The organism is Agrobacterium sp. 20P9.1.2, from assembly GCF_057799395.1.
This window is the reverse complement of the sequence record NZ_JBYOKI010000001.1, coordinates 821,974-835,494: the sequence shown is the minus strand read 5'-3', so window position 1 is coordinate 835,494 and position 13,521 is coordinate 821,974. Positions and strand designations below refer to the sequence as shown.

Sequence of the window (13,521 nt, the reverse complement as noted above, 5' to 3'; positions counted from 1 at the left end):
CGGGTTTCGCGCGCAGGCGGATACCAGTTCACCCAAATGGGTGATGACATGCGCCGCCTGACAAGAAATATTGCATCGCAGCACAAAGCGTGTCTGAATAGGCGTGTCATTCAGGCATTTATTCACGATCATTGCATATAGAATTTTCTGTTTTTACTATTTCATTGAACGGTCAAAGCATATGAGCGCACCGCATCACCTCATCGATCTTATTTATGAAGCCGCGTTTCTTCCCGATCATTGGGAAACGGTGTTGAACGACATGGCGTTACAGGCTGGTGGCGCGGGGACTGTTCTTTTCAACTCCAATGCCGTTTCCACAAAATGGCGGGCATCTGCTGGTATCATGGATATGATCGACCGCATTTTGCGGGAGGATTGGGGTAGTCGCAACGATCGGGCAAAGCGCCTTCTGGGCAAACCTTACAGCGGCTTTTTCAACGAGGCGGAGGAGTTCACCGACGAAGAGTACAACACCTTCCCGATCTATACCGATCTGATGCAGCCGCTGGGTTACGGTTTTGGCGCGGGAACCGCGATATCGGTGCCGAGCGGCGATCACATTGTTTTTTCGGTGGAACGTAAGCGTGCCCGTGGGCCGATGACCAGCGCGGATATTTCGTTTCTGGATGGGTTGAGACCGCATCTGGCGCGCGCCGCGATGATGGCGGGGCGTCTGGAATTCGAGCGTATCAACGCCGCAGTGCAAGCGCTTGAGGTGACCGGCCTGCCCTCCGCCGTACTGACGGAGCGCGGCACCATTCTGGCCCATAACACCTTGCTGGCGACACTGGGAAAACAGATTTCCTTGCAGGCTTTCAACAAGTTCAGCTTTGCATCCTCCGCTGCCAATACCCAGCTTGCAGAGGCTTTGCAGCAGTTCCGGCTTGCAAAGACTGCGCCGTTACAGGCCTGCCAGTCCTTTCCCCTGCCGCAGATCGATGACACGCCTGCAGCAGTGGCCCATCTGCTGCCCATTCGCGGCAATGCCCGCGATATCTTTGCTTCTGCCGCCTTCTTCCTGCTGGTCACGCCTGTCGATAGGCAAAAGGTGCCGACCGCTAACGTCATTCAGGGGCTTTTCGACCTTTCCGCCGCAGAGGCGCGGGTCGCGCAGTTCATTTCAACCGGCAACGACATCCCTTCCGTCGCACAGCATCTGGCGGTCGGCACGGAAACCATTCGCACCCACGTCAAATCGATCTTCCGCAAGACCGGCACAGCGCGCCAGTCGGAACTTGCCGCGCTATTGTCCTCGATTTCCAGCTTCGATGTTTGAGCCCTCGGCCCGGGACATCATCAAAGCAACAGCAGAAAACGCCGCCGAACCGGCCTTGAAAGATGCCGCCACCAAGGCCACAGCAATCAGCAACGGCCAAGTGGCGGCCCCTACCATCAGCACCACATGCTTCAGCCGCCACGCGCCACCATTCCTGTTGCGCTCCACAACAACGAACATGGCAAAAACGCCCGCATGCAAAACATATACTGCACCGATAAATGCTTCAAAAATTCCAACAGCCCCAACCTCTTAATAATGTCTTAACTAGCAGCGGTGGCGGCAAGGTACATCGCCCGAATGGGTGAGAGAATGCGTTTTTATCAATAAATCACCGAATTTCCGCGTGGCTACCCATGACGCGACGAGAGTAGCCTTGAAGACCTGCCTTAAGCCCGACAGAGATTTCCATTTACGGACCAGCATCCCAAGATTGTCACAAAATCTACTCTTTACTTATTGGTGTATTTATATACTCATCTACCTTAGATTGCCAACCAGGAGGTAGCTGTTATGAAGAGTAAATTTATTTCGATAACCGCAGTCACAACACTTGCCCTTTTGTCGTGCTCAGCATCCGCACAGGATGTGCCTAACGCATTCGACGTCGAAGACCGGTCTAGTGAAATCGCGCCTGTCGCGTCTGTCGTTGAAAAAACGATGATACTTAGCCCGCAAAGAACAATCATTGTTGAAGGCGACATGATCTGGAGTGCGATGATAACAGGTGCGCGGAAAATTGTTTTCAAGCCTGGTTCTCGGCTTATCCTGAATAAGGAGTCGCCATATGCCCCTGGTGAATTTTTTGTGGTTGCTGAAACGATCGTTGTGGAAGACCCAAACAATCCTGGGATGATAACGTGGGCGAAAACTGTTCCAACCACGCCGCCGGATAGAGGAGAAGCACCGGCAGGGCCATTTGGAGGCGGACAAGGTGCTGGCGGCGCAGTGGGTACGGCAGGCAGCTTGGGTTATGACGCACCAAAGCTGACGTTGGTGACGAAGACAATCGAAAACGGTGGTCTCGTAATAGACATGAGCGGCGGCGACGGCGGTGCTGGCGGCATAGGACAAAAGGGCGGCCAAGGTGGCCCTGGAGCGCAGGGAAGCGCTGCACGTCAAGCGCGTGAGAGCCGCTTGGGTATTACAATCTGGCTGCCCTATTGCGAGTCCGGCCCCGGTTGGGGTGGCAAGGGAGGCGACGGTGGCACCGGTGGGCCGGGCGGCAAAGGTGGCAAGGGCGGTGCCGGCGGCAATGTCTCCCTTGTATCAATCCCTGAAAACCTCCCGACATTGTTTCAAATCATCCGCGTCAAAAATGGCGGGGGTGATGGCGGCACCGGCGGTCCAGGAGGTTCCGGAGGAAATTCGGGTCCAGGCGGCCCGGAGGGCCCACTTGCGACGGCGTGCGGGTCTGCCGGTCGCAACGGACCTGCGGGGCAATTTGGTGGTAACGGCACAGCCGGCGTCAAAGGCGACATAGGTCCGTCCGGCCAACCCTTTGTAGCTTCATTGACCGCACAACAGTTTCCAGGATTGTTCGGCTTCTAATCCAGATTACTGACAACATTGCGCGGAAGACTTTCGCGCAATGTTGTATTCACGCCGAACATTCAACAAGTGTAGGTGCCGCGACCCTTACCGATGCACCGAAAACCGTGGAATATCCCGCAAGAACTCTTCGCGCACCACCTGCCCCATGGGCTTGTCCGATGGTTTGTCGCTTAAGCGGAAGCGGACGAAAACGATGTGCTGGCCTTCGCGTTCGGCCCAGCCGACGAACCAGCCGAAGGGGCGGTTGGGGTCTGGTTTGCCGTCATCGCCCTTGAGGTTGCCTGTGCCTGTGGTGCCGTGGGCGCTCCAGGCTTCGGCACCGTCATAGACTGGAATAATGGCCTTGGTCTTGTTCTGCGCATCGCGGGAAAATGGCAGGTTGTTGGCCAGCAGGCGGCGCATGAAGCCGATCTGCTCCACTGGCGAAATTTCCAGCGAGGTGCCGACCCATGCATCCGTCAGGCCGTTGTTTTCACCCGCGTCACCTGCCACATCGGCGTTGCCGAAGCCCAGACGCTTGACATAGGCGGCGAATTTTTCCTGGCCCAAGCGGCGGGTGATTTCGCGGGAATACCAACGAATACCCTCTTTCTGCCACGTCGTGGGGTCCACCTTCTTGCGCTCTTCGGGCTTGGCCTCCGTGCCCCTCTGCCAATCCCATACGGGATTGAACTCATCGAGCAAAATACCGGAATCGAAGCCGATCAGCGCCAGCGGCACCTTGAAGGTGGAGCCAGGAGACACGCGCCGGTCGCAGGTGCCCTGCTGGGTAATGACCGCACCGGTTTCCACTGATGTCACGAAGGTGCATTCATATGGCTGGATTGGTTGAGCGCGCGCGGACGCGCTCATTGCGATCAGGCAGATTGGCAGAAGAAGCGCGAAACGATTGCGCATGCATTTTCCTTGAATATCCGGCGATGCATCATAGCCGGTAACTGGCATAAGAAAAGAGAGGGGCGGATTAAACGCTTGATGCGGCAGGAATAGGACGGGCGAACCATTGACGCTTCACCCGCGGCTCGACCCCTCACCAAGAAAATCTATGACTTAGCTCCGCTAAGATCATGATTTTCTATCCTCTCCCACATGGGGAGAGGTATTGGCGCAAGCGGCACGGCGTTCGCCTTATCTCTCCCCTTGTGGGAGAGAAAGCGATTTCAACATCTTAGCGTTAGCTAAGTGTTAGAAATCGCAAGTGAGGGGTTTTCTCCGCCCTCACCGCCGCTGCGCCTCCGGCTGCTCCCCCACCGTCAAAGGCCAGTCCACCACGTAATTTTCGAAATCATCCACCTCCACATCCAGCTCGTTCACCGTGCGTCCGCGTGCGGAAATACCGGCAATGTGCACCGTTTCAGGATCGCCCGAAACGAGGTGGTGCCACCAGTAGAGGTCTTCGCCATCACGCACCAAGGCATAGGCGCAGGTGGGTGGCAGCCAGCCGATTTCGTTGACGAGTTTCAGGCTCAGCTGAATGCAGTCCGGCACCGTATCGCGCCGGTTGGGATAGTCCGAACACTGGCAGCTGTCGCCATCCAGCAACTGGCAGGCAACGGAGGTGAAGACCACGTCGCCCGTGTCCCAATCTTCCAGTTTGTTGAGACAGCACAGGCCACAGCCATCGCACAGGCTTTCCCATTCGCTGTTACTCATTTGCGCCAGCGATTTAGTTTTCCAGAATGGCGCGTCACTCATCGTTAACATTTCCGTTTCATTTTGGGGCATCGGGCGGCAACATGGCCCTGGCGCATCGTATAGCACGATGTGCCGATTGAGAAAGTTAGAGCGTGTTATATGCGTCCAAAAGGACACACGGCGCTCTAGCCCTTTTTGTCATATCGCATTCCGCGAGATTATAAGATAATTCTTAAATCCGGCGGAGTAGTGGTGAGGAATGACCCGCGCAAGGTTGCTGCGTCAAGCATCCACTCGCCATATCGAACAGGAATTCGTTTCAGGTGCAGGAAGATAAAGACAAGAAACAAGCGCGCCGTAAACGCCACATTCTGCTGCGGATCGATTCCTTTATCGATTCCGGCCTCTGGACAGCTGCATCCCGCGTTTTCGACTTCTGGGAAGAGGTCACCATCGCATCGCGCAAGCTGCATGTGCGCGGCTGGAAGAAATTCCTCATCAACATCACCGATGACGCTCTGACCGTCGGCACCGCAGGCACCGTGCTGATGCTGGCGCTGGCCCTTCCCGCCTTCGAGGAAACCAAGAAGGACTGGCGCTATCGCGGTGATTTCGCTGTCACTTTCCTGGATCGTTACGGCAACACAATCGGCCATCGCGGCATTATTCACGAAGATTCCGTGCCGATCGACCAGATGCCGGATCATTTCATCAAGGCGGTTCTGGCCACCGAAGACCGTCGTTTCTTCGACCATTTCGGCATCGATTTCATCGGCCTTGCCCGCGCCATGAGCGAGAACGCCCGCGCAGGCGGCGTCGTGCAGGGCGGCTCCACGCTGACGCAGCAGTTGGCCAAGAACCTGTTCCTGACCAACGAACGCTCGCTGGAGCGCAAGATCAAGGAAGCCTTTCTGGCATTGTGGCTGGAGGCCAACATGTCCAAGAAGGAAATCCTCAGCCTTTATCTCGACCGCGCCTATATGGGCGGCGGCACCTTTGGTGCGGCTGCGGCAGCGCAGTTTTATTTCGGCAAAAACCTCACGGATGTGACACTGGCGGAATCCGCCATTCTCGCCGGTCTGTTCAAGGCGCCGGCGAAATATGCGCCGCACGTCAACCTTCCCGCTGCCCGCGCCCGTGCAAACACAGTCCTTTCCAACCTCGTGCAGGGCGGCTTGATGACCGAAGGACAGGTCGTCGGCGCACGCCGCAACCCGGCCACTGTCATCGACCGCGAAGACGTGAAGGCACCGGACTATTTCCTCGACTGGGCCTTTGACGAAGTGCAGCGCCTGGCCAAGGAAGGCAAGATCAAGGACCACACGGTGGTCGTGCGCACCACCATCGACACCGGTCTTCAGCAGGCCGCCGAACAGGCGATGGAAGGCAGTCTTCGCGAGTTTGGCGAGGGTTACCGCGTCAAGCAGGGCGCGATGGTGACCATTGAAAATGGCGGCGGCATTCGCGCCATGGTCGGCGGTCGGGATTATGGTGAAAGCCAGTTCAATCGCGCAACGGCGGCCCTTCGCCAGCCGGGCTCCTCCTTCAAGGTCTACACCTACTCCGCTGCCATGGAGAAGGGTTACAAGCCGGAAACGCTGATTTCAGATGCGCCCGTGACATGGCGCGGCTGGTCTCCGCAAAACTATGGCCGCTCTTACGCTGGCAAGGTGACGCTGCAAACCGCGCTTGCCAAGTCCTACAACACCGTGCCGGTGCGGCTTGCCAAGGATGTTCTGGGCACGCAGATCATTGCCGATACGGCGAAAGCCATGGGCGTGGCCACGCCGCTTCGCACCGACAAGACCATTCCGCTCGGCACATCCGAAGTCACGGTGCTGGATCAGGCCACTGGATATGCCGTGTTCCCGGCAGACGGCATGCAATCACGCCGCCACGGCATCGAACAGGTGCTGGATTACGAAGGCAAGGTTCTCTACGATTTCGACCGTGACGAACCGCCAGCGCATCGCGTGCTCTCCGAAGAGGCAAATTCCAAAATGAACCGCATGCTGGTGACCATTCCCGTCGAGGGAACGGCAAGGCGCGGCGCGCTGGACAATGGCATCGTCTCCGGCGGCAAGACCGGCACCTCGCAGTCCTACCGCGATGCCTGGTATGTGGGCTTTACCGGCAATTACACCACTGCTGTCTGGTTCGGAAACGACGACTTCACTTCCATGAACAACATGACCGGCGGCGCCCTGCCCGCCATGACGTTCAAGCGGCTGATGGACTATGCCCATCAGGGCATGGAACTGCGCCCCATTCCCGGCATCCAGAACCCGCTGCCCTCAGGCACCCACCCCAAACCCGCCAACGGCGCCCTCGTCGCCTCCGCAGACGCCAACGCCATGCCCGCCCTCACCCGCCCCCGCTCCCTTTCCACCGAAGCGACACGGGTTATCCGCTCGATCGGCAAGAAGCTGAAGGAAGCGTCCGCTCCGGCGCTGACGGTGCAGAAGGTTGCGGACGTGGGGAGTGACGGGGTGAAGCGGTAGAACCTGAGATGAGTTCAAAACCGCCGCATTGGAGACGGTTCCAACAAATTGCGCTACCCCGCGGAAGCCCTGAAAACTGCCAGTTGCGCAGCAAATGCGCGCTGATAGGCCGGGCGGGCTTCGGCGCGTTCAACATAGGCGGCGAGGTTGGGGTAGTCGCTTAGAAAGCCCCCAGCCTTTGCGCGCATAAGCACCGTTACCATCAGCAAATCACCCGCGCTAAACCCACCATCCAGCCACTCGGCATCGCCAAGGCGGGCGGAAAGCTCGCGCAGGCGTTGGTGAATGCGCGCATCGACCAACGGCAAACGCTCATCCGCCCAACTGCGGTCTCCCTCCAGAATTTTGGCGACCACGCGGTCGATAAGCGGTGGCTCGACGGTGTTGATCGCGGCGAACATCCAGCCGATGGCCCGCGCCCGTGCATTCGCTTCCGTCGGCAATAGGCCAGAATGGGTCTCGGCAATATGGAAGACGATGGCTCCGGATTCGAACAGGGCAAGATCGTCCTCCTCGAAGGTCGGGATTTGCCCGAAGGGATTCAGCGCCAGATGGTCCGGCTCCTTCATTGCCTGAAACGACAAAAGCCGCACCTCATAAGGCTGCCCCACCTCCTCCAGCGCCCAACGCACCCGCATATCCCGCGCTAACCCCTTGCCGCGATCCGGCGAGCGTTCAAAAGCAGTGATTGTTATCGTCATGGCCGTTCTCCCTTGGCTGATATGGATGAAAGACGAATGGTGGAGCGGGTTGCCGACAGGTCTCGCAAAAAACAGCGCCATCATCGCATATTTGAACACAACGCAAAGAGCGTTAATGTGGAGCGACGAACGATTGTTTCGGGGAGCTATGCCCGTGAAAGTTCCTGCCCTTATCTTCTGTATCATCACCTTTCTTTCCACCGTGCCACCGGCTGTGGCGGATGAACTGGTGCACTTCGAGAGCGCGCCAGTGGTGCCGAGCGCGCTTCAGCAGCGCAGGGCCGAGGAGCAGGGTCAGCCATTGCTCACTCCACACGGCACGCCTTTGATCGGCTATTTGACCCGACCACCGGGCGATAGCGTCGCTCCAGCAGTCATACTCCTGCATGGCTGCGGCGGTATTCATGCCAGTGTTAAAGAGCAGTGGCCGGAGCGGCTTGCGTCCTGGGGTTATGCCGCGCTTGTCGTCGATAGTTTCATCACGCGCGGCATCAAGAACAGCTGCAAGACCTATCTGCCGGAGCGTGTCTATGATGCCTATGGCGCGCTGAATTTTCTCTCGAAAGACCCGCATGTCGATGCTAATCGCATCGTCCTGATGGGCTTTTCGGCGGGCGGTATCACCACGCTGCAAGCAACAAAAGCCGGCGGTGACGAGCAGTTGATGGAGCAGAAATTCAAGGCCGCCGTCGCCTATTATCCCGTCTGTTCCGCAACCGATGGCGATGCGACAATACCGACGCTGATCTTATCCGGTGAGCTTGATGACTGGAGCCTTGCGACGCGGTGCGAACGAAGGGTCGAGAAACTGAAGGACGGCACGTCACATATTCAGCTCAACATCTACCCAAATGCCTATCACGGCTTCGATTCACCCCAGAACGCGGGTGGGCGAATGGTTCTGGGCCATCGAGAAGAATACAATGCCGTTGAGGCACAAAACTCATTCAACGATGTGCGGGATTTTCTGGCGAAGGAACTGGGGAAATAAGCCTCACGCTTGCAACTGCGCCGCAATAGCCGCCGTATCGATGACCGACCAGACTTCTTCGATCTTGCCTGCCTCGAACCGGTAAAAGACGTTTTCGCAGAAGGTAACCGTTTTGCCGTTGATAGGCAGGTCGAAGAAGGTGCCTTTTGGTGTGCAATGAAAGTGCAGACGGCTGGCGACCATCGGTGTGTCACAGACCAAAAGCTCGATGTTGAAGCGCAGATCCGGGATTTCGCGGAAGTCGTTTTCCAGCATGGCGCGGTAGCCGCTGAGGCCCAGCGCACGCCCGTTATGCACGGCATTTTCGGCAACGAAATTTCCGAGATTTTGCCAGTCCTGCGCATTGAGGCAGGCGATATAGGCGCGGTAGGTGGCGGCGAGATTGGTGTCGGTCATGGCCGGGTAACGGCGTGAGCGGGAATGCAGTTCCGCATGCCACGGATTTTGGCGATTAGGCTTGCGCGGCTGCGCCATGCCCGGCCTCGGCTTGCGCATCATGGCACGGTGCAACCAAATCCCCTCCAAACCGTTGATTTCTCAAGCGCTGCCGGATTTGGCCGATGCAGCGCAATTGCCATATTCGTCTTGAGTTTCGGAGCCTTCTCCATGAATGATGTCTCGTCTCGCAGAGAAGCCTCTGCATATCCCTTTCAATTGCTGTTCGTGCCGTTTCCCTTCGTCTGCTTTTCGCTGGCGTTGGGAACGGATATTGCCTTTTGGCAGACCGGCAATCTGATGTGGCAGAATTTTTCGGCCTGGCTGCTGTTTGCCGGGCTGGTCATCGGCGGTCTGGCTTTGCTGGCGGGGCTGATCGATCTGTTGCGGGCGCGCACGCGGCCCATGCGGCCTTCGTTTTTTGCAATTCTTCTGTTCATCGTCATGCTGCTTCTGGCCTTCGTCAACAGCCTTGTTCACGCCGGTGATGGCTGGACCGCCGTTGTGCCTTACGGGCTTCTTCTTTCGGCTGTCACTTTCGTCGTGTCGCTGATGGCGGTTGCCGCTTCTACACGCAAATATGCAAGACTGGCTTGGAGAGTATGATGGTCACGCCGCGCTTTTTCCTCACCTCTATCCTCCTCGGCAGCGTCGCCGTCATTCTGCCCGCGTGCAGCGAGCAGAACAGCAATTTCGATCTTTCGCAGCAGATCGGGGCCGACCCGGTTCTGCCAGATCCTTCGCCTAGCCTCATTCCCGACCTGAAGGTGGCCAAGGTCGTCGGCTGGAAGGATGGCGAAGCGCCAACCGTGCCGCAGGGCCTGAAAATCACGGCCTATCAGAAAGACCTCGTCAATCCACGCACCGTGCACACGCTCCCAAATGGCGACGTATTGGTGGTGCAGTCTCGCGGGCCAAAAGGTGAGCCGCCATCGCGCCCTAAGGACATTATTCGCGGCTGGATCATGTCAATTGCCCATGGTGAAACCGGACCGCAGAAACCCAGCAATATCATCACCCTGCTGCGTGATACCAACCGCGATGGCACGGTGGATGAGCGGCACGAGTTGCTGACCAACCTCGACTCGCCCTTCGGTGTCGCCTTTGCCGACAATACGCTGTATGTCGCTACGGCCTCGAACATTCTCGCCTACCCCTACCAACTGGGTCAGAACGAGATTACCGCTGAGCCGAAAATCCTGACCCCGCTTCCCGGCGGGCCGATCAACCACCATTGGACGAAGGATCTGGCGCTGAGCCCCGATGGCAAGATGCTTTATGTCTCCGTCGGCTCAAACTCCAACATCGTGGAAAACGGCATCGAGGCAGAGAAGAACCGTGCGGCTATCTTGCAGGTGGACCGCCAGACCGGTGCCTTCAAGCTGTTCGCTTCCGGCCTGCGCAACCCGAATGGCCTTGCCTTCAACCCTGAAAGCAAGGAACTCTGGGCCGTCATCAACGAGCGCGACGAGCTGGGCCCGAACCTCGTGCCCGATTACATGACCTCGGTGAAAGAGAACGCCTTCTACGGCTGGCCATGGAGTTATTACGGCAACCATGTGGACACCCGCGTTCACCCGCAGCGTCCGGATATGGTGGAAAAAGCCATCAAGCCGGATTACGCGCTCTCCAGCCACGTCGCAGCCCTCGGCCTCACCTTCTCTCTCAACTCTGCTTTGCCAGCGCCCTATTCCAACGGCGCATTCATCGGCGAACACGGCAGCTGGAACCGCAATGCCTTCAACGGTTACCGCGTGACCTTTGTACCGTTTGAAAACGGCAAACCAGCGGGCAAGACGCAGGATGTGGTCACCGGCTTCATCCAGGGCGACAAGGCCCGTGGTCGCCCCGTGGGTGTCGGCATAGACGGCACCGGTGCGCTGCTGGTGGCGGATGATGCGGGCAACACAGTCTGGCGCGTGGCGGCGGCGGATGTCAAAGTAACACCTGCCCCTGTTGCAACGGATGACGTCTCCGCTGGTGGCGTTGCCCCGATGGCGCCTGCCTCGGCAGCCCCGGTAGCGCCATCGGCTCCGGCAATTGCGCCATAGGCAAAAAGCGGACGAATGCGTCGCCGGTTACTCAGGCGACGCAGGTCCAGTCGCGAACCTCAAATCTCAAGTTGCTCCCTTAAGTTTGGTCTCGTTTTTGAAGACAAAAACTGCTTTTATTCGCATGTCTGTGGCCCGGCAACTGCATGCGAGATGGAATGAAATACACCGTCCAAACCTTGATTTTTTTATCTCTGCTTTTACCGTTTACCGGCACGCCCTATGCGATGGATCAAGAAGCAGCCTGCCTGGATGTAAACAATGCTTACATTGCTGGGCGCAGCACCAATAGATTCAGTGTGCGTCAAGTCGGCATTATGCCGAAGGGCGAGTCAAAGTTCCTGCGAGAATTGAAGTTGAATGGCGGCTCGGCAATCCAGCGGGATGACGGCGCTAAGCGTTGGGAAGAAACCGACTCGGGATGGACGCTTGACGGCGGAACTTACACCAAATTCTCATCCTGTGCCCCTTCCTCGCTCAAGGGCAAAAAAGGCGAGAAAATCTACGACTTCGTCTGGAAGTCTCTACCGTTTGAGGGCAACGGGACGATGTGGATTTCGCAAAATGGCAAAATGGCGAAGATGAGCCGAGAGCGTATCAGCCCGTCATGGTTCGCACCAACTGACAAGGTCGTGGATATCTACGACTACAATCCGAAACATGCTTTTATACCCGACGCGTGCAAAAGAGGCTGCGCCATCGTTCCAGGCTCTCCCTTGCCCTGACTTTACTAAAGTAAAAAATATCCGAATAAGCAGAATTTCAAAAACATTCCCAATATGTCGGGATATTTTTTAGAACCCGTACAAAAATCTTGAAATTACAGAGTAGGAGAATGTAATTAAATTCCACTTACGATAGCATCACGCACGCGAGAGAACCTGCCCATGCTGATGAATGTCCAGATATTGAGAGCATTTGCAGCATGCCTCGTCGTCTGGGCACATCTCAGCGAATTGTTTCCCGGCTCGTCGCTGCTCAGATACACACCCTATGGGCTGGAAGGTGTCGATCTCTTCTTCGTCATCAGCGGCTTCATCATGGTTTATACGACAAGCCAGCGCGTGACCGGACCTTTGGCCTTTTTGTTCAGACGATTTCTCAGAATTGCGCCGCTCTATTACATCGCGACGTTGCTGGTCATCCTGATCTTTCTTGTCATGCCAGCAGCGTTCAAATCGACAGAGGTCGATCTGCCTTCCATGGTGAAAAGTGCACTTTTCATTCCCTATCAGAAGTCCGAGGGACGCATCTATCCGCTCTATTATCTGGGCTGGACGCTGAATTATGAGATGTTCTTCTATCTGATGTTCAGCATCACGATCTGGCTCCGCTACCAGCTGCGCACTTACATTTGTTCCGCCATCATTCTGGCACTCACCATCGCCGGGCTGTTCATCCACGCCGATGAATACGGCATTCTGGCCTATGTCTACACACGGCCGATCATGCTGGATTTTGTGCTGGGAATGCTGATTGCACAGAGCGCGGATGGACTTCTCGCCAGGACCAACAGAAACACCAGTCTTTATGTCGGCTTGGGCTTCGTCGGCTTGGTGCTGATGTTCAGCCTGAACAAGATTTTCGACCCTGCCTATACGATAGCGCCCATCACCAACACGTTTTTCACACAGGGCGCACCGGCTGCCATGCTGGTTCTGGGGGCCGTTCTGCTGGAAAAGGCGGGGCGCGCAACAAGCCGCAACTGGCTGACCGCGCTTGGCGATGCCAGCTATTCGCTCTACCTCTTCCACTTCTTCATAGTGGCCTTCATCATCAAGATATGCGACCGTCTTCTGGTGCCGGAGATAGGGCGCGTCGGCGTCGCATTGGTCTCGATGCCACTGATGTGTTTGGCCAGTTACGTCATTTATGTGCTGCTGGAAAAACCGATGCACAGGTTATCCTCGAAAATTCGCTTCACGGCGCAGCGCGATCAGCGCGCGGACGCGACTGCCGGGTAAAGCCGTCTACTTCTTTTTCGCGAGGTTCAACGCCACAGCCGCGCGAACAAGCGCGGTCAGTGCCTGCTCATCGAGCCCCTCCCCCTCATGCACATCGATAGCGCGGCGGGTGTTGCCGTCCAGGCTGGAATTGAACAGGTTGTGGGGATCGGCAAGGGATGCACCGTGGGCGAAGGTCATCTTGACGACGGACTTATAGGTTTCGCCGGTGCAGATGATGCCGTGATGGGACCAGACGGGCACACCGCGCCACTTCCATTCCTCGGTGATGTCAGGGTCTGCCTCGGTGATGATGGTGCGCAGCCGGGACAATGTTTCGCCACGCCAATCGCTCAGTTCGGCGATGCGTTTGTCGATCAGAAGCGTGGCGTCTTGCGCTGAAACGGGATTGGTTTTGCTGGCCATGGGCA

Annotated in this window: 14 protein-coding genes; 8 read left to right on the top strand and 6 right to left on the bottom strand. The window is 57.1% G+C overall.

The genetic code is table 11. The features are described 5' to 3' along the window. Positions 1–181 precede the first annotated feature (181 nt). Positions 182–1,279, top strand: a complete 1,098-nt coding sequence (locus tag AC27VJ_RS04095) for a helix-turn-helix transcriptional regulator (protein ID WP_488682903.1) — start codon at positions 182–184, stop codon at positions 1,277–1,279. Here the strand turns inward: AC27VJ_RS04095 and AC27VJ_RS04090 are convergent. Further along, positions 1,247–1,459, bottom strand: coding sequence for a hypothetical protein (locus AC27VJ_RS04090; RefSeq protein WP_488682902.1), 213 nt, complete (start codon positions 1,457–1,459; stop codon positions 1,247–1,249). The genes AC27VJ_RS04095 and AC27VJ_RS04090 overlap by 33 nt on opposite strands. 333 nt (positions 1,460–1,792) lie before the next feature. On the opposite strand from AC27VJ_RS04090, the gene AC27VJ_RS04085 reads away from it, so the two are divergent. Beyond that, entirely contained in the window at positions 1,793–2,830 is a 1,038-nt protein-coding gene (locus tag AC27VJ_RS04085; RefSeq protein WP_488682901.1) for a collagen-like triple helix repeat-containing protein, read from the top strand. Between the two features lie 87 nt (positions 2,831–2,917). On the opposite strand, the gene blaOXA is transcribed toward AC27VJ_RS04085, so the two are convergent. Together blaOXA and AC27VJ_RS04075 are read right to left on the bottom strand one after the other, a co-directional pair. Continuing rightward, the gene (gene blaOXA / locus AC27VJ_RS04080) at positions 2,918–3,730 is read right to left on the bottom strand and encodes a class D beta-lactamase (RefSeq protein WP_488682900.1); all 813 of its coding nucleotides are present in this window, start codon (positions 3,728–3,730) and stop codon (positions 2,918–2,920) included. Between the two features lie 321 nt (positions 3,731–4,051). Beyond that, a complete protein-coding gene (locus AC27VJ_RS04075; RefSeq protein WP_488682899.1) occupies positions 4,052–4,528 on the bottom strand; it encodes a YcgN family cysteine cluster protein in 477 nt (158 codons plus the stop codon). A gap of 263 nt (positions 4,529–4,791) precedes the next feature. On the opposite strand from AC27VJ_RS04075, the gene AC27VJ_RS04070 reads away from it, so the two are divergent. Further along, positions 4,792–6,969 (top strand): transglycosylase domain-containing protein, encoded by a 2,178-nt coding sequence (locus AC27VJ_RS04070; protein WP_488682898.1) that lies wholly within the window; start codon positions 4,792–4,794, stop codon positions 6,967–6,969. 53 nt (positions 6,970–7,022) lie between these two features. On the opposite strand, the gene AC27VJ_RS04065 is transcribed toward AC27VJ_RS04070, so the two are convergent. After that, a complete protein-coding gene (locus AC27VJ_RS04065; RefSeq protein ID WP_488682897.1) occupies positions 7,023–7,670 on the bottom strand; it encodes a glutathione S-transferase family protein in 648 nt (215 codons plus the stop codon). A gap of 148 nt (positions 7,671–7,818) precedes the next feature. Here AC27VJ_RS04065 and AC27VJ_RS04060 point away from each other — a divergent pair, with 148 nt between their 5' ends. Continuing rightward, complete coding sequence (locus AC27VJ_RS04060) at positions 7,819–8,661, top strand: dienelactone hydrolase family protein (protein WP_488682896.1); 843 nt, start codon at positions 7,819–7,821, stop codon at positions 8,659–8,661. Positions 8,662–8,664: 3 nt separating this feature from the next. Here the strand turns inward: AC27VJ_RS04060 and AC27VJ_RS04055 are convergent, their stop codons facing one another. Next, positions 8,665–9,057, bottom strand: coding sequence for an ester cyclase (locus AC27VJ_RS04055; protein WP_488683184.1), 393 nt, complete (start codon positions 9,055–9,057; stop codon positions 8,665–8,667). Between the two features lie 210 nt (positions 9,058–9,267). Here AC27VJ_RS04055 and AC27VJ_RS04050 point away from each other — a divergent pair, with 210 nt between their 5' ends. From AC27VJ_RS04050 to AC27VJ_RS04035, 4 genes are all read left to right on the top strand, one after another. Further along, positions 9,268–9,702, top strand: coding sequence for a DUF2231 domain-containing protein (locus tag AC27VJ_RS04050; RefSeq protein WP_113085957.1), 435 nt, complete (start codon positions 9,268–9,270; stop codon positions 9,700–9,702). After that, the gene (locus AC27VJ_RS04045; protein ID WP_488682894.1) at positions 9,702–11,147 is read left to right on the top strand and encodes a PQQ-dependent sugar dehydrogenase; all 1,446 of its coding nucleotides are present in this window, start codon (positions 9,702–9,704) and stop codon (positions 11,145–11,147) included. The genes AC27VJ_RS04050 and AC27VJ_RS04045 overlap by 1 nt, the downstream gene beginning before the upstream one ends. Positions 11,148–11,305: 158 nt before the next feature. Beyond that, complete coding sequence (locus tag AC27VJ_RS04040) at positions 11,306–11,872, top strand: hypothetical protein (RefSeq protein WP_488682893.1); 567 nt, start codon at positions 11,306–11,308, stop codon at positions 11,870–11,872. 162 nt (positions 11,873–12,034) lie between these two features. After that, positions 12,035–13,111, top strand: a complete 1,077-nt coding sequence (locus AC27VJ_RS04035) for an acyltransferase family protein (RefSeq protein WP_488682892.1) — start codon at positions 12,035–12,037, stop codon at positions 13,109–13,111. Between the two features lie 6 nt (positions 13,112–13,117). Here AC27VJ_RS04035 and AC27VJ_RS04030 read toward each other — a convergent pair whose 3' ends face one another. Continuing rightward, positions 13,118–13,516: a DUF1801 domain-containing protein gene (locus AC27VJ_RS04030; protein ID WP_488682891.1), complete on the bottom strand. Its 399-nt coding sequence runs from the start codon at positions 13,514–13,516 to the stop codon at positions 13,118–13,120. Between the last annotated feature and the right edge of the window lie 5 nt (positions 13,517–13,521).